Here is a 16,364-nt window from a genome sequence, read left to right on the forward strand (position 1 = left end):
ATAGATGTCTTCTCTATGAAGGGAGACCCGGGATGCGTCCCGAACGGCGGTGGCTCGACCTTCTGGCGCGCGATGCGAGCGTGGACGAGTTCGCCGCATTCGGCACGAACGACGACTCTGCGGAGAGCGCGCAGCTGCTCGCGACGGCGTTGGAGATCAAGGCCCAGCTGCAGGAACGGACGCGGAGAGCACGCGAGCTCTCCGCGCTCAATGACATCGCGGTGCAGCTGGCGACGCTTCAGCGCCCGGAAGACCTGCTTCCTGAAGTCGTGGCGCAGGCACGGCGACTCCTGGACGTCGACCTGGCGTATCTCGGCCTCGTCGAAGACGATCCCGAGCCATCACTGCGGATCGCGGTCACCGACGGGGCGCTCACCCGGCACCTCACCGACCTGCGTGTCCCGCTCGCTCGCTCCCTCGCCGGTCAGGTCCTGGAGACGCGACGACCTGCCTGGGTCAGCGACTACGCGTCCTCGGACGCCTTCGACCACCACGGCGCTGCGGTGTCGGCGATCGAGGCCGAACGCATCCGGGGGCTGCTCGGTGTGCCGCTCATCGTGCGTGACCGCGTGATCGGCGCGCTCTTCGCGAGCAAGCGCAGTGAGCGTCGCTTCACCGATCACGAGGTCGTGCTGCTCACCGCGCTGGCCGCGCACGCGGCCGTGGCGATCGACAACACGGCCGCGACGGCGGCCATCGCGGCGACCACGGCCGAGCTCAGGACGCGCACGACCGAGCTCGAGCAGACCGTGGATTGGAGCAAGCGGCTGACGCACGTGGTGCTGCAGGGCGGCGACGTCACGGACCTGCTCGGGGAGATCGCGACCGTCGCCACGGTCCCGGTTCGGTTTCTGGGAGCGTCGAGACTTCCCTCGGAGGTCGAGTCCGCGTTGAACGCCGAGGAGACGGTCGAGCTCAGCCTCGATGATCACCAGGTCCTCGCTCGTCCGGTGGTCGCGGCGACCCGAATGTTCGGTGCACTGCTCCTGGACGCCGTCGACGCACTCCCCCGGGATCGGATGCTGCTGGAACAAGCCGCCCCGGTTCTCGGCCTCGCGTTCCTCGCACAGGACGCGGTCGCCGAGGCCGGCCGCTATGCGCGCGAGGCGATCCTCATCGAGCTCCTCAACGGCCCGGTCACCGATGCGACCGGCCGCCGCATCGCGGAGCGCGCAGGAATGGACCCGTCGGACACCCACACCGTGATCGTCATCGACGCCTCAGGCCCTGCCGTACGCGAGCTGGTGCTGAGCTGGGACTGGCCTCGGGGCGCGCAGCTCGTCGAGCACCAGGGCCGCCTCGTCGTGATCACGCCGGAGACCGACCATGCGCGCGTACACGAGATCTGGGACCCCGAACGCGAGCTGCTCGCGGGTGTCGGCGAACCCGTCGCATCCGTCACGGACCTCTCGCAGGAGTATCGCAACGCGCTGAACGTCGTCCGCACGCTGCGCGCCGTGGGCGCGGCGCGTGGAATCCGAACCGCGTCCGAGCTGGGACCGTTCCAGGTGCTCCTCGCGGAAGCCGGCCGCGTGCGGATCGAAAGCGCCTTCGAGCTCCGGCTCGGGAAGCTCGTCGCCGAGGGCGAGGAGCGCGGCCTCCCGCTGCTCGAGACCCTGGCTCGCTATCTCGATACCGGACAACGCCCGGGCGCTGCGGCCCACGCCCTGGGGATCCACGTCAACACGCTCTACCAACGGCTCGCCCTCATCGATCGGATCCTCGGATCGGACTGGCGCTCCCCCGCAGCGGCGCTCGAACTGAACCTGCTCATCACCCTGATGAACGCGATCGTCGAGCTCCGCGGCTCCGCCCCCGAGCAGAACTGAGGTCAGTGCCGCCGACGCAGATCCGGGAGCAGCGCACGCGCTGAGCGCGCGCGGAGCGCCGACCACCAGACGCCGGCGCCGTAGGCCACGTCGTCGAGACGGCGGGCGAGGCCGAAGCGCAGCGGGTCGAGCCGCGGTCTCGTGCGGACGAACTCCCACACGGTGTCGGCGGCTGCCGCCACGAGCACGGCGCGGCGCACACGCCTCGAGGCGAGGCATCCGATCGCCGTGAGCGGCCACCAGTGCCGCAGCAGCAGCGCGAAGCCCTGCGCGATCGCGGCGATGAGGCCGTTCGCCGTCAGCCGCGCCGCAAGCCGGTACGGCTGCCGCACGGCGGTCGCGCGCCGCGCGATCCGCACCACGGTCATGGCGACCACCGCGCCCGCGACGGGGAGCGACCACCTCCGCTGTGCGCCGAGCGCGACGAGGGTCGCCGCGGCCCAGGGCGCGAGCACGACGGGCGCGATGTCGTCGGGATGCCGCTCGGCGAGTGGCTGCGCGCCCGTCCCGTAGAAGTACTTGCGGCCGAGCCACGTGCGCGCGGTCGTGCGATGCTCGTGCCGCACGAGCGCGGCCGGCTCGAACCGCACCCGGCGCCCCGCGTCGACGAGCCGCCACACGAGATCCACGTCCTCGCCGACCCGCATCGACGCATCGAACCCGTCGCCCAGGAGCCCGACCCGCGCGACCAGGCAGGTGCTCGACACCCAGGTCACGGGCGAGCGGGGCCGCACGCTCGACGAGTCCTCGCCGAGGTCGAGCGACGACCGCGCATCCTCGTACCGGGTGATCCAGTTCGGCCGCTCGTGTGCGAGGCCGAGCACGCGCGGGGCCACCATCGCCAGCTCGGGGTCCGCGAAGTGGCGCAGCATGAGCTCGATGTCCGCGGGCTCGGCGACCACGTCGGAGTCGATGAACACCACGAACGGCGTGGTGACCTCCGCGAGGCCGGCGTTGCGCGCACCCGCCGGCCCGACGTTCCGCGCGAGCCGGATGAGGCGCGCGTCATGCGCGGCGGCGACGGTCGCGACCGCATCCACGTCGATGGATGCGTCGTCGACGACGATCACCGGCAGCGCGCCGCCGAGCGACGCGAGCAGCCGGTCGAGCTGCCGCGGGCGGTTGTGCACGGGAATCACCACGGTCGCCTGCGCGAGCCCGGCCGGCGGCAGCCGGTGCACGACCGGATCGGCCATGCCTGTGCCCAGCAGGTGCTCCGCAAGCGCTCGCGACGAGGCATCCGTCACCGTCAGCTCGCCGTCGTGGATGCGCCCGAGCGCCGCGGGCTTCAGACGCGAGATGCGCGTCGGCGAGCCGCCGACGAGCACCGCGCCGTCGTCGACGACACGCGTGTGCCGGTTGAGTCGCACGACGAACCCGGCGGGCAGGCGAGCGCTCACGAGATCGCGCCGGTCGTCGGGTCGGGCGGCTCGGCCGGGCTGCCATCCCACGAGGGCTCGGCCGCCGAGCCGCCGCTCGCGACGAGGCATCCGCGGCCGTCGACCAGGCCGTGCCGGAGCCGTGCCCAGGCGTCCTCGACCATCGCGGCGAACAGCCGGAACCCCTCGTCGGCCGAAGCCGCGACCGGGTCGCCGAGCACGCCGTTCGGCGCGACCGCGCGCACCCCCCGCTCGCGGAGCAACGGCATCAACTCCGAGATCGGTCGACGGTCCCCGGGCTCGACACGGTCGAGCCGCACCCGGTCGGGATCGAGCACGAGCAGGATGGACGTCTCCGACCGGCCGGCGTGGGCATCGACGGGAACGCCCAGTCCGAGCGGGTCGGCGCCCGGCACGCACGGCAGCCACGCCACGGCCCGGTCCTCGTCGATGAGCACCGGCACGGACGTCGCGAGCGACTCGACGTTGCCGCCGTGCCCGTTCACGAACACGACCCGTTCGGCCCACTCCGACGCCGACCGTCCGAGCTCGAGCAGCAGGAACGTGAGCGCCTGCACCCCGATCGACGCCGTGCCCGGGAACGCCTGATGCTCGCCGCTCGCGCCGTACGCGACCGCGGGCGCGACGACCGCGTCGACGCCCTCCTCGCGGAGACGTTTCACGATCACATCGGCGACCGCCGAGGCGATGAGGGCGTCGGTGTCGAGCGGCAGATGCGGTCCGTGCTGCTCGGTCGACCCCACCGGCACGAGCACGACGGGCCGCCCGACGTCCGGCCACGAGCGGTCGACCAGTTCCGCCGGAGCAGTGGGCTCACCGTTCATGCGCCTCCCTCAGATGTTGCCGAGCGCCACCTGGTCGTCGGGACGCGGCTCGGCCGGCTCGGGCTTCGTACGAGGCGTCGCGGGCTTGGCCCGCCCGGCGGAGGGCGTCCTCCGCGGCGCCGCGGCCGGTTCGGCGACCTCGTCGCCGCCGAAGTCGCGGCGGAACGTCGCCGGCATCGCGAAGTCGGCGGGCGAGAGCTCCTCGATCGAGGAGTGCCCCAACCCGAGCACGGCGGAGTCGAGCCCACCGCGCAGGATGTCGAGCACGTTCTCGACGCCCGCCTGTCCATTCGCCGCCAGCCCCCAGAGGTACGCCCGCCCGATCATGACCGCTCGCGCGCCGAGCGCGAGCGCCTTCGCGACGTCCCCGCCACGGCGGATCCCGCCGTCGAGCAGCACCTCGACCTGGTCACCGACCGCCTCCGCGATGCCCGGGAGCATCCGGATCGACGCGGGCGTCGAGTCCAGGTTATTGCCGCCGTGGTTCGAGACCGAGATGGCCGTGACGCCCGCGTCGACCGCCCGGCGCGCGTCGTCGATGCGGGAGACGCCCTTGAGCATGAAGGGCCCGCCCCATTCCTCGCGGAGCCAGGCGACGTCGTCCCACGTCGGCGGCGGCGTCGACATCCACTCGCCGTAGGCGCCGAAGAAGGTCGGCGCGCCGCCGCCGTCAGGCGGTGCGAGGTTCGGCGTGGTGAGGTCGGGCACGCGATACGTCTTCAAGTACTCGATGAGCCACGACGGTTTGAGCACCGCTTGCGGCGCGAACCGCATGGCCGCCTTCAACGTGAGCCGTTCGGGGATCCAGGGGCTCCCCCAGTCGCGACCGTTGGAGAACGACCAGTCGAGCGTCGCGATGAGCCCCTTGGCACCCGCGGCGCGCGCACGGTCGAGCCGGTACACCATCGCCTCACGGGTGCCGCTCCAGTACACCTGGAAGAACGTGTTCGGATTCGCCCGCGCGACCTCCTCGACCGGTTTCGAGGCGAACGAGCTGAGCCCCATGATCGTGCCGCGATTCGCGGCGGCACGCGCGACCGCCACCTCGCCCTCGGGGTGCACGGCCTGGACGCCGGTGGGCGAGATGATCACGGGCAACGACACGGGGATGCCCATCACCGTGGTGTCGAGCTTGCGCTGCGCGTGGTGGCCGGCGACGTGCGGCGCGAACTGCAGCTCGCCGAAGGCGCGCAGGTTGTCCTCGATGGTGAGCCCGCGTTCCGAGCCGGCGACCAGCGCCCCGTACACCGACTTCGGCAGGCGGCGCTTGGCGCGGCGCTGCGCCACGGCGACCGTCTCGAACCATCCGTTGCTCATCGTTCGTCTCCGTCCGTCATCTGCTGAACATCTCGGTCACCGCGGGTGCGACCCCGCGGAAGTCCTGCACCACATGCAGGGTGCCTCGCCCGACCCTGGCGAGGTCCCTGCCGAGCTCGACATCGCGCTCGCCTGACGCGTCCAGCAGCACGTCGAGCCGGGGCAACCTGGCGGCGACCGGGCGCGGATCGGGTCCGGCGTTGTGCACGCAGTCCGACAGCAGCACGACGCGGGCGTCCTTCACCGGTGCACGCGCGAGCTGCTGCGCGGCGAGCTCGAGCGGAAACGCGACGTTGGTGAGGCCCTGAGCCGGGATCCTCAGGATCGTGTCGAGCAGATCCATGGGTTTCACGGGCTCGCCGAGGTTGAGCAGCACGGCCGCGTCGGACCAGAACGCGATGACCGCGAGCTCGTCGTGCTGCAGCTCCCCCGCGAGCGCGCCGACCGTGGCGGCCGCGGTGGCGACCCGCTCGCCCTTCATCGATCCCGAGACGTCGACCGCGAGCACAACCGAGCGCATCGTGCGCACCCGGTCGCGCACGACGATGTCCTCGTCCTCCGGCACGGGCCGTTCGGTCAGCACCTCGATGGTGCGGTCGAGGTCGATCTCATCGGAGCCTCCGCGGTACGGCAGGCTGCCGAGCTCGCCGATCCCGCGCCGGCTCGTCGCGTCACGGCGAGGTCGGCGCACGGCGAGCCGCGCGGCGATCTGCCGGGCGCGCGCCCGCACGACCGGGTCGACGGCCGCGTCCTGCTCGGCGACCACGAGGGATCCCCGCTCGTCGGTGAACCCGGCGGCCGAGCTGCCGCGCGCGGGCCTCGTCGCCGACCGGCCGCTCCGCCCGGTTGCGCGGAGCACCGGGCCGCCGCCGGCCCCGTTGGTCGCGTCGTACACCGTCGGCTCCTCCTCGAGCTGCTTGGGCTTGCGGCGGAGCGGCGCACCGTTCGCCGTGCGTCGTTCCGGCCGGTCACGCCGCAGGGGCGAGTCGGCCGGCACCTCCCTTCATCCGGGAGCGGCCGCGGCCGGTTCGAGGATGAACCGGTCCTCCCAGATCTCACGCAGCACGCGCTCGGGCGTCGTCTCGATCGCCTCGTCGAGGTGGATGCGGCCCGAGAGCGCGACGATCATGGCGTCGAGCACGAGGGGCGCGTATCCCTCCTGCTCGGGTGAGCGGATGTCGCGGAGCTCGGCGAGCTTCGTCGCCACGAGCGTGCAGTCGATCGCACCGCGCACACTCGAGCCCTGCCGCACATCGGGGTGCGTCCGCGTCGCACGCGTCACGGCGACGGCGTCGGGCACCAGTCGGTCGGCGAGCGCGCCCGTCGCCCCGGTGCGCAGGCGCACGATCTGCTCCTCGGCGCCCGCGTCCTGGTAGTCGACCGCGAGCCGGTTGAGCCGGTCGTGCACGCTCGTGGACAGCCGCGTCGTGCCGACGTTGTCGTAGGGGTTCATCGAGGCGATGACCCGGAACGTCGGCCGAGCGGCGATCCGCCCGACGCGCGGCACCGCGATCGAGCGGTCGGCCATCGCGGTGAGCAGCGTGTTCAGGGTGTCCTCGGGCGCACGGTTGAACTCCTCGATGTAGAGGAACCCGCCCTCGCGCATGGCTTCCACGAGCGGCCCCGCGACGAAGTTGTCGGCGCTGTAGTCCTCTTTGAGGACGCGTGCCGGGTTGTGATGCCCGACGAGCTTCGCCGGCGTCAGGTCGGCGTTGCCCTCGACGAACAGCAGCGGGATGCCCCACTCCTTCGTGATGGCCGTGAGCATGGTCGTCTTGCTCGTCCCGGGCGGACCCTCGAGCAGGATGTCGCGCCCGGCCGCGACGGCCGCGAGCGTGAGCTCCAGCTCGCGCTCGCGGCCCACGATCTGCGCGGAGATGCGCTCGCGGTTGGCCGCGAGCTCACCGGCTCCGGTGTCCGCGCGGGTCGTGTCGGTCACGGGTCCCCCCTCATTTCACGAACGCGCCCGCGTCGACGGGCAGCGTGACCCCGGTCACGTAGCGCGCCTCGTCGGAGGCCAGCCAGAGCACGGCGTTCGAGATGTCCACGGCCTCGACCCATGGCACCGGCAGCGCGTTCATGGCGGTCGCGGCGTCGGCGAAGTCCTGCTTCGTCGGGTTCTCGAGGTCGGGGCGGAACAGCCGGTAGATCGTGTCGTTCAGCACCATGTCGGTCGCGACCGTCGTCGGATGGATGCTGTTCACCCGGATCATGTCGTTCGCGAGCTCGAGCGCGAGCGTGCGCATGAGGCCCACGACGCCGTGCTTCGCCGAGACGTAGTGCGCGAGGTTCGGGTAGCCGAACAGCCCGGCGTCGGAGCTCGTGATGATGAGCGACCCGCCGCCCGCGGCCTTCAGGTGCGGGATCGTCGCCTTCGCGGTGTGCCAGACGCCCGAGAGGTTGATGTCGACCATCGTGCGCCAGCCCTCCTCGGTGATGTCCTCGGCGGACGACGGCGAGCCCGCGATGCCCGCGTTCGCCGCGACGATGTCGAGCCGCCCGAGCTCGGCGACCCCCGCGTCGACGGCGGCCTTGAGCGCGTCGTAGTCGCGCACGTCGGCCTTGGTCGCGACGATGCGCCGGTCGAGCGCCTCGACCTGCCGCACGGTCTCCTGCAGGTCCGCCTCGGTCGCGGGCGGGATGTCGTTCGTCGGCACCGCCTCGCAGATGTCGATCGCGATGATGTCGGCGCCCTCCTGCGCGAGCCGGATCGCGTGCGAGCGACCCTGGCCGCGCGCCGCGCCCGTGATGAATGCCACCTTGCCTTCTACACGCCCCATCGCGTGCTCCTTCCGGTCGGCGGATGCCCCGGGGCATCCGCTCGTCTCAATACTGGGTGTTGCCCGCGTCGACCGTCATGGCCATCGCGGTGATGTAGCGCGACTCGTCGGACGCGAGGAACAGCACGGCGTTCGACTGGTCGCGCGGCTGCGTGACCTCGATCGGCAGCGAGTTGGTGAGCATGCCCGCGAGGCGCTCGTTGCCGGCGAGCAGGCGCGGGTATTCGCCACCCATCTCGCCCATGGCCGTCTCGACCCCGGTCGGGTGCAGCGAGTTCACGCGGATCGAGTGCTTCGCGAGCTCGTGCGCGAACGCCTTCGTGAGCCCGGTCACGCCGAACTTCGACGCCACGTACGGCGTGAGGAACGGCAGCCCCTTGAGTCCCGCGGCCGAGCTCGTGAGGATGATCGACCCGCCGCCGGCCTCGATGAGGTGCGGGGCCGTGAGCTGCACGGTGTTCCACACCCCGGTGAGGTTCGTGGAGATCGTCTCGTTCCAGATCTCCGGCGTGACCTCGTCCCACGGCGCGAGGATGCAGATGCCCGCGTTGCCGACGACGATGTCGAGCCGGCCGAGCTCGGCGACGCCCTCGTCGATGGCCGCCTTCATCGCGTCCCGGTCGCGCACGTCGGCCTTGCGCGCGACGATGCGCCGGTCGAGCGCCTCGACCTGGCGAACGGTCTCGTCGAGGTCCGCCTCGGTGGCGTGCGAGTACTGCAGGCCCGGCACAGGCCCGCACAGGTCGACCGCGATGATGTCGGCCCCCTCCTCGGCGAGCCGCAGCGCGTGGGACCGGCCCTGGCCGCGCGCCGCTCCGGTGACGAAGGCGACCTTGCCCTCGACTCTTCCAGCCATGATTGCTCCTGTCTGCTTCTCGGTCCGAAGTCGCGCGCGTCAGCGCTTGTTGAGGAAGCCCGCGTCCACGGGCAGGGTGACGCCGGTCACGTAGCGCGCCGCGTCGGAGACGAGCCACACGATGGCGTTCGAGATGTCGACGGGCTCGAGCATCGGCACCGGCAGCGCGTTCGCCATCGCATTGCTCATCGCCGGGTCGGCCTGCAGGAACTCCTGCATGACGTCGTTCACGACCATCGGCGTGTCCACGCCGGTCGGGTGCACGGTGTTCACGCGGATCGAGTGCTCGGCGAGCTGGTTCGCGTAGCTGCGCATGAGCCCGACGACGCCGTGCTTGGCGGCCGTGTAGCCGAGCCCTCCGGGCGTGTCCCCGCCGATGCCCGCGAGGCCGGCGGTCGAGCTCGTGAGCACGATCGCGCCGCCGCGTCCGCCCTCGATGAGCGACGGCTTCGCGACCTCGACCGTGTGGTACACCCCGGTGAGGTTCACGTCGATGACGTCCTGCCATTCGTCGGGCGTCGGCGTGAGCGACATCGGGGCGATCCCCGCGTTGCCGAGCACGATGTCGACCTGCCCGAGCTCGGCGACGCCCGCGTCGAACGCGGCCTGGAGCGCGTCGCGATCGCGGACGTCGGCCTCGCGCGCGACGATGCGGCGATCCAGCGCCTCGACGGCGCGTGCGGTCTCTGCCAGGTCGTCGGGCGTCGACATCGGGTACTTGACGGACTCGATCTGTGCGCAGAGATCGACGGCGATGATGTCGGCGCCCTCCTCGGCGAGCCGGATCGCGTGCGAACGGCCCTGCCCGCGCGCGGCTCCGGTGATGAAGGCGACCTTGCCTTCGAGTGCTCCCATGGTTGCTCCTTCGATCGGGGATGTGGATGGGGTGGAGCGTGTGCGCTACTTCACCGGGTCGGCGTTGTAGCCGGGCATGAGCAGGTGGCCGGCGTCCACCGGGATCGTGACGCCCGTCACCGACGACGCGAGGTCGGAGTTCAGGTAGAGCGCGGTGTCCGCGATGCGCTGCGGCGAGAGGAAGCCGTTGCCCTTGAGCGCGTGGAAGGAGTAGCCCGCATCGAGCATGTCCTCTTCGGTGCCCTCGCCGGCCGGCTTGCCGCTCATCATGTCCCAGGCACCCTGCCAGCTCGTCATGGGCGTGAGGATCGCGCCGGGGTGCACCGAGTTCACGCGGATGCCGTACCTGGCGTACTCGAGCGCGAGCGTTTTCATGACGCCGACGACACCGAACTTCGCGGCGCAGTAGTGCACGTAGTTCGCGCCGGGCTCCAAGCCGTTGATCGACGACGTGATCACGATCGACCCGCCGCCCTGCTCCATCATGTGCGGGAGCACGGCCTTGGCCGACTTCCAGACGCCCGTGAGGTTCACCGCGATCATGTCGTCCCACTGCTCGTCGGTGAGCTCGTGCGCGGGGGCGAGCGAGAAGATGCCCGCGTTCGCGATGAGGATGTCGATCTTGCCGAGCTCGGCGATGCCGCGTTCGACCGCGGCATCGAGGTCGGCCTGCTTCCGGACATCGCCGACGACGGCGACGATGCGCCGGTCGAGCGCCTCGACCTGCCGCACGGTCTCGTCGATGTCGGCCTGCTGGGCCATCGGGTACTGCACTGACGCGATCTGGTCGAGCGTGTCGATGATGATCACGTCGGCGCCCTCGCGCGCGCAGGTCACGGCGTGCGCGCGACCTTGGCCGCGCGAACCTCCCGTGATGAGCGCGACCTTCCCGTCGAGCAGTCCCATGATGATGTTCCTCTCGTTCCGGGCACGCCGCAGCGAGCCCGCCGAGGCGCGCGCGTCGCACGCGACCACCTCGTCGTGGTCGCTCTGACGCGTCGGGTCTCACGCAGGGTCGGGGCGGATGCCTCCTTGATGGCGCCGGTCGGCGCCGGGCTTCGATGTGGCGATGACGGATGAATCGGGTGAGGCGGATGCCTCGCGCGGAGTGGATGCCTCGGGCCTGGCGGATGCCTCGGGACTGGCGATCACATCGGGCACGGTGAACCCGGCGAGCGGGTCTTCGGCGCACGCGCTCACGGGTGGGCGCTGCAGGTCCTCGCGGCGCGTGAGCGTGAGGCTCACCTTGCCGGGCTTGCCCGGCTTCCCGGTCCGGCGCACCTCGCCGAGACCCGTGGGCGCGCCGCCGACGCGCGGGCGCGGCGGCGAGGTGCGGTGCGAGTGGTCACCGAGATGCTTCGGCACGCTTCGGTCTTCGGCGCGCTCGGCGAGCAGCTGCTCGCCGTACCCCTGCACGCACTCCGGGTCCGGCCCGTCGAGCGGGAGCCCCGTGAAGAACTTCGCGGCCATGCATCCGCCCTTGCAGGTGTCGAAGAACTGACACGAGCTGCACGCGCCGCCCGACTGCGGCGAGCGTAGCCGGGTGAACAGCTCGGACTCGCGCCAGACCGACTGGAACCCGCCCTCGCCGCGGATGTTGCCGGCGAGGAACTCCTCGTGGATCGCGAACGGGCACGCGTACACATCGCCGATCGGGTCGATCAGGCACACGACCCGGCCCGCGCCGCACAGGTTCAGGCCCGGCAGCGCGGCTCCGTACGCGGAGAGGTGGAAGAACGAGTCACCCGTGAGCACGTCGTCGCCGTGCGCGACGAGCCAGTCGTAGAGCTCGCGCTGCTGCTCGCGTGTCGGGTGCAGCTCGTCCCACACGTCGGCGCCGCGGCCCGACGGCCGCAGCCGGGTGAGCCGCAGCTGCGCGCCGTACCGATCGGCGATGGACTTGAACTCGTCGAGCTGCGGGATGTTCTGCCGCGTGCACACGACCGAGAGCTTGAAGTTCTTCATGCCCGCGTCGGAGAGGTGCTGCATCGCGCGCATGGCCGTCTCGTAGGAGCGCGGACCACGGATGTCGTCGTTCACCTCGGCCGTCGCGCCGTCGAGCGAGATCTGCACGTCGACGTAGTCGTTCGCGGCGAGGCGGGTCGCGACCTCGGGCGTGATCTTCACGCCGTTCGTCGAGAACTTCACGCCGACGTGGTGGGCGGTCGCGTAGTCGACGAGCTCCCAGAAGTCACTGCGGACCGTGGGCTCGCCGCCGCCGATGTTCACGTAGAACACCTGCATGCGCTCGAGCTCGTCGATGACCGCCTTGCACTCCTCGGTGCTGAGCTCGCGCGGGTCGCGGCGACCCGAGCTCGACAGGCAGTGCACGCACGAGAGGTTGCACGCGTAGGTGAGCTCCCAGGTCAGGCAGATCGGCGCGTCGAGGCCGAGCTCGAAGTGGTCGACGAGACGGGCCGGCGCGGGCGGCGGGGCGGGCGGCGGCGGCGCAGCTTCGAGGAGCGTCATGCCGCACGCTCCACGAGCATCTGCGACGCGGCGAGCGTGCCGAGCGCCCGGAGGTAGGTCGGCTCCTGGTCGGCGGCGACGCCCGCGGCGGCGCACGCGTCGTGCGCGCTCGGCGCGTCGGCGAGCCGTTCGACGACCGCGAGCAACGTGCGGTCCTTCAGGAACGACAGCTTGCGCGTGCCGAAGTGGTACAGCAGCGCCCCGAACGGCTCGGGACGCACGGAGACCTGCGGGTGCAGCGACCAGGCGGACCCGGGATCGACGGTGGACATCGCCCGTGTCGGCGTCAGTAGACGCCGCACATCCCGTCGATCGACACCTCTTCGACGAGCGAATCGGTCTCGATCACGTCCTCGGCCTCGACCCGCGATGCGACGGACTGCTCACTACGACTCATGGAATGCTCCTCATGTCGGATCGCCCCCATTGGCGATGCGTCGTGATGCGGACGATACTAATGGCACCGAGTGCCGTTTGTGAAGGGGGTGCGGGATGGCCGTCGACGACGAGCCCGCTGAGCCGGCCGGCGAGCGACCCCGCATGGGCCGGGCGCCCTCGACGACGCCCGCCGAGATCAGCCACGCCGCGCTGCGCCTGTTCATGGACCGCGGGTTCGACGCCACGACGATCGACGACATCGCCCGCGAGGCGGGTATCGGCCGCCGCACGTTCTTCCGATACTTCTCCTCCAAGAACGATCTGCCGTGGGGCGAGTTCGACGACCTCCTCGACCGTATGCGCGCGCACCTCGCGGGCATGCCCGCCGACCTGCCGATGATGGAACAGCTGCGCCGCTCCATCGTCGAGTTCAACCGGGTGCCCGATGAGGAGCGGGAATATCACCGGCGGCGCATGGCCCTGCTGCTGCACGTGCCGACGCTCCTCGCACACTCGACCCTCCGATACGCGTCGTGGCGCCAGGTCGTCGCCGAGCACGTCGCGCGCCGGCTGGGCCTGCCCGAGAGCGACCTCATCCCGCAGACCATGGCATGGACCTGTCTCGGCGTATGCCTCGCGGCGTATGAGCAGTGGCTGCTCGAGGAGGACGGCGACCTGCTCGACCTGCTCGACGAGGCGTTCCGGCTCATCGACGAGCGCATCGACACCGAGGTGCTCCGCGCGCACCGAGGCGTCACGGGGTGAACCCGCGCCGCACGATCGTGGTCGGCGCCGGCACGGCCGGCGCCGTGCTCGCGGCCCGGCTGAGTGAGGACCCCGAGCGGAGTGTCACCCTCGTCGAGGCCGGCCCGACGCCTCGGACCGCCGAGGCGTTCCCGCCGGGCATGCTCGACGCGTCGACGGTCGAGGGTGCCATGCCAGGGCATCCGATGAACTGGTCGTACCTCGGCCACCTCACCCCCGACCTGCCGTACACGATCGCGCGGGGCCGCATCGCGGGCGGCTCGTCGACCATCAACGGCGGGTACTTCATGCGCGCGCGGTCCGAGGACTTCGCCCGCTGGTCCGAGCGTGCCGGCCCCGATTGGTCGTTCGACCGCGTGCTTCCCGTGCTGCGCGAGCTCGAACGCGACCTCGACCTCGGTGCAGGCCCGGTACACGGCGACCGCGGGCCCATGCCCGTTCGGCGGGCCTCGCAACGCAACCCGGTCGCGCGCGCGTTCGCGGCGGCGGCGCACGAGATCGGCTTCGCCGAGGAGCCCGACAAGAACGCGCCAGGGCTGCCCGGTGTCGGCCCCGTGCCGCAGAACGTGATCGACGGGCAGCGCATCAACACCGCGCTCGCCTACCTGACGCCGGCCCGCGATCGCCCGAACCTCGAGGTGCATGGCGGATGCCGCGTGCTGCGGGTGCGCTTCGAGGGCACCCGCGCAGTGGGGGTCGAGGTCGAGGTCGCGCAGGGCGGACGGCGAGAGCTGTACGGCGACGAGATCGTGCTCTGCGCGGGCGGCATCGGCACGCCGCATCTGCTGCTCACGTCGGGCATCGGGCCGGCCGGGCAGCTTCGCAGCCTGGGCATCGACGTCGTGCACGACGCGACCGGTGTCGGCCGGGCGTTCGCCGATCACCCGGAGGTCTCGATCGGCTGGCGCGCGAGTCGCGACGTCGTCGACGCGCACGCGCCCGAGACGTTCACGACCGCGCTCAACTTCTCGGCGAGCGGCGCCGGCGCCGGCGACCTCGAGGTCATGGCGTGCGTCACGACGACGGCGCGGCTGCTCACCGGCTCCGCGAGCACCGTGGCCGGGGGTGCGAAGGCCGCCCTGAGGCATCCGGTCTCGACCCTGCGCGCGCTGCGCGGCGCGTCGCTGCGTCGCGTCCGCGACCAGGTCGCGCACGGGCGCGACCTGGTGCTGCTCGTGGGCCTGCAGCACGAGTCGGCGAGAGGGTCGATCACACTCGAGTCCGCCGACCCGACGGTGCAGCCCCGCATCGACTACCACTACCTCTCGACCGCCGACGACCGCGAACGCCTGCGGCTCGGCGTGCGGACCGCCGTCGCCCTGCTGCGGTCGCGCGCGTTCGCCGGGCTGTTCGAGCGGCTCACCGAGCTCGACGACGCGACACTCGACGACGATGCCGCGCTCGACGCGTGGATGCTCACGCACCTCGGCACGGCCATCCATCTCTGCGGCAGCGCGCCCATGGGGCCGGCATCCGACCCGGGCGCGGTGGCCGATGGATTCGGGCGCGTGCACGGTGTCTCCGGCCTCCGCATCGCCGACACCTCCATGCTGCCCGACGCCCCCTCGCGCGGGCCAGCCGCGACGGCCGTGCTCATCGGCGAGCTCGTCGCGCGCTTCATGCGCCGCGGCGACTGAGGAGCGGGCGACCTCACCAATCGTGGATCGTGCCGTCGGCGAGCCGGTTGAACGGCAGATAGGCCTGCTCGTACGGATACTTGCCCGCCTCGTCCAGGTTGAGCTCGACCCCGAGTCCGGGCAGGTCTCCGGGGTGCAGCATCCCGTCTCGCCAGCTGAAGGACTGCTCGAACACCGAGTCGGTGCGCGCGCCGTGCTTCATGTACTCCTGGATTCCGAAGTTGTGGATGGACAGCCCCAGGTGCATCGCTGCAGCCATGCCCACCGGGGAGATGTCGGTCGGACCGTGCATGCCGGACTTGATCTGGTACTGCGCGGCGTACTCGAGCACCCGCTTCAGGTGTGTGATGCCCCCGGTGTGGGTGACGGCGCTGCGCACGTAGTCGATGAGCTGCTCGCGGATGATCTGCTGATAGTCCCAGACGGTGTTGAAGATCTCCCCGATCGCCAACGGGGTCGTGGTGTGCCGGCGAACCAGTCGCAGCGCTTCGGGGTTCTCGGCAGGCGTGCAGTCCTCCAGCCAGAACAGATCGTACGGCTCGAGGGACTTGCCCAGCTGCGCCGCCTGGATCGGCGTCAAGCGGTGATGGCTGTCGTGCAGCAGCGGCACTTCCGGCCCGAACTCGTTCCGCACCGCCTCGAACACCGTCGGCACATGACGCAGGTAGCTGCGGGTGTCCCAGTCCTCCTCATTGGGCAGCGCGCCCCGCTGGGCGGGTTCGTGGTCATACCGCACACCCGAGTTCGCCTCGAACGTCGCGTTCGACGCGATGCCGTAGATCGACGTCAAGCCCGGCACACCGGTCTGGATGCGGATCGCACGATAGCCGGCATCCAGGTGCTCACGGACGCTGTCGAACAGCTCCGGAAGCGACTTCCCCGACGCATGCCCATAGGCCTGCAGCCCGCGGCGCGAGGCACCGCCCAGCAGCTGATACACCGGCATCCCGGCGGCCTTGGCCTTGATGTCCCACAGCGCCGTGTCGACCGCCGCGATCGCGGCCATCGTCACCGGCCCACGACGCCAGTACGCGGAGCGATACAGGAACTGCCACGTGTCCTCGATCCGTCCCGCGTCCCGCCCCAGCAGAAGCTGAACGACATGATCGCGCAGATAGCTGACCACGGCGAGCTCACGACCATTGAGGGTCGCGTCCCCCAGACCGGTGTGACCCTCATCGGTCGTCAGCTTCAACGTGACGAAGTTGCGGTCGGGGCTGGTGACGATGACCTCAGCCTGATCGATGATCATCC

Annotated in this window: 16 protein-coding genes; 3 read left to right on the top strand and 13 right to left on the bottom strand. The window is 71.2% G+C overall.

Going from position 1 to position 16,364, the window contains the following annotated elements:
* Positions 1-32: 32 nt before the first annotated feature.
* Entirely contained in the window at positions 33-1,829 is a 1,797-nt protein-coding gene (locus RH864_RS11465) for a helix-turn-helix domain-containing protein (protein ID WP_310517691.1), read from the top strand.
* Between the two features lie 2 nt (positions 1,830-1,831).
* Here the strand turns inward: RH864_RS11465 and mftF are convergent, their stop codons facing one another.
* From mftF to mftA, 12 genes are all read right to left on the bottom strand, one after another.
* Positions 1,832-3,319, bottom strand: a complete 1,488-nt coding sequence (gene mftF / locus RH864_RS11470) for a mycofactocin biosynthesis glycosyltransferase MftF (protein WP_310517692.1) — start codon at positions 3,317-3,319, stop codon at positions 1,832-1,834.
* A complete protein-coding gene (gene mftE / locus RH864_RS11475; protein WP_310517693.1) occupies positions 3,226-4,053 on the bottom strand; it encodes a mycofactocin biosynthesis peptidyl-dipeptidase MftE in 828 nt (275 codons plus the stop codon). Before mftE ends, mftF begins: the two co-directional genes overlap by 94 nt.
* Before the next feature lie 9 nt (positions 4,054-4,062).
* Entirely contained in the window at positions 4,063-5,370 is a 1,308-nt protein-coding gene (gene mftD, locus RH864_RS11480) for a pre-mycofactocin synthase MftD (protein ID WP_310517694.1), read from the bottom strand.
* A 16-nt stretch (positions 5,371-5,386) separates the two neighbouring features.
* Positions 5,387-6,367 (bottom strand): vWA domain-containing protein, encoded by a 981-nt coding sequence (locus tag RH864_RS11485; protein ID WP_310517695.1) that lies wholly within the window; start codon positions 6,365-6,367, stop codon positions 5,387-5,389.
* Between the two features lie 6 nt (positions 6,368-6,373).
* Positions 6,374-7,309 (bottom strand): AAA family ATPase, encoded by a 936-nt coding sequence (locus tag RH864_RS11490; protein WP_310517696.1) that lies wholly within the window; start codon positions 7,307-7,309, stop codon positions 6,374-6,376.
* Between the two features lie 10 nt (positions 7,310-7,319).
* Entirely contained in the window at positions 7,320-8,150 is an 831-nt protein-coding gene (locus RH864_RS11495) for a mycofactocin-coupled SDR family oxidoreductase (protein ID WP_310517697.1), read from the bottom strand.
* Positions 8,151-8,196: 46 nt separating this feature from the next.
* Complete coding sequence (locus RH864_RS11500; RefSeq protein ID WP_310517698.1) at positions 8,197-9,006, bottom strand: mycofactocin-coupled SDR family oxidoreductase; 810 nt, start codon at positions 9,004-9,006, stop codon at positions 8,197-8,199.
* A gap of 39 nt (positions 9,007-9,045) precedes the next feature.
* On the bottom strand, positions 9,046-9,861 hold the full coding sequence (locus RH864_RS11505; protein WP_310517699.1) for a mycofactocin-coupled SDR family oxidoreductase: 816 nt from the start codon (positions 9,859-9,861) through the stop codon (positions 9,046-9,048).
* Positions 9,862-9,906: 45 nt separating this feature from the next.
* Positions 9,907-10,767, bottom strand: coding sequence for a mycofactocin-coupled SDR family oxidoreductase (locus RH864_RS11510; RefSeq protein ID WP_310517700.1), 861 nt, complete (start codon positions 10,765-10,767; stop codon positions 9,907-9,909).
* Between the two features lie 99 nt (positions 10,768-10,866).
* On the bottom strand, positions 10,867-12,330 hold the full coding sequence (gene mftC, locus RH864_RS11515; protein WP_310517701.1) for a mycofactocin radical SAM maturase: 1,464 nt from the start codon (positions 12,328-12,330) through the stop codon (positions 10,867-10,869).
* On the bottom strand, positions 12,327-12,602 hold the full coding sequence (mftB, locus tag RH864_RS11520; protein ID WP_310517702.1) for a mycofactocin biosynthesis chaperone MftB: 276 nt from the start codon (positions 12,600-12,602) through the stop codon (positions 12,327-12,329). The genes mftC and mftB overlap by 4 nt, the downstream gene beginning before the upstream one ends.
* 14 nt (positions 12,603-12,616) lie before the next feature.
* Positions 12,617-12,727: a mycofactocin precursor MftA gene (mftA, locus tag RH864_RS11525; RefSeq protein WP_310517703.1), complete on the bottom strand. Its 111-nt coding sequence runs from the start codon at positions 12,725-12,727 to the stop codon at positions 12,617-12,619.
* A gap of 95 nt (positions 12,728-12,822) precedes the next feature.
* On the opposite strand from mftA, the gene mftR reads away from it, so the two are divergent.
* Complete coding sequence (gene mftR / locus RH864_RS11530; protein WP_310517704.1) at positions 12,823-13,473, top strand: mycofactocin system transcriptional regulator; 651 nt, start codon at positions 12,823-12,825, stop codon at positions 13,471-13,473.
* Positions 13,470-15,110, top strand: a complete 1,641-nt coding sequence (locus tag RH864_RS11535) for a GMC family oxidoreductase N-terminal domain-containing protein (RefSeq protein WP_310517705.1) — start codon at positions 13,470-13,472, stop codon at positions 15,108-15,110. Before mftR ends, RH864_RS11535 begins: the two co-directional genes overlap by 4 nt.
* Before the next feature lie 13 nt (positions 15,111-15,123).
* Here the strand turns inward: RH864_RS11535 and manD are convergent, their stop codons facing one another.
* On the bottom strand, positions 15,124-16,362 hold the full coding sequence (manD, locus tag RH864_RS11540; RefSeq protein ID WP_310517706.1) for a D-mannonate dehydratase ManD: 1,239 nt from the start codon (positions 16,360-16,362) through the stop codon (positions 15,124-15,126).
* Positions 16,363-16,364: the final 2 nt, after the last annotated feature.

This window comes from Agromyces aerolatus, from assembly GCF_031432255.1.
Classification (GTDB): domain Bacteria; phylum Actinomycetota; class Actinomycetes; order Actinomycetales; family Microbacteriaceae; genus Agromyces.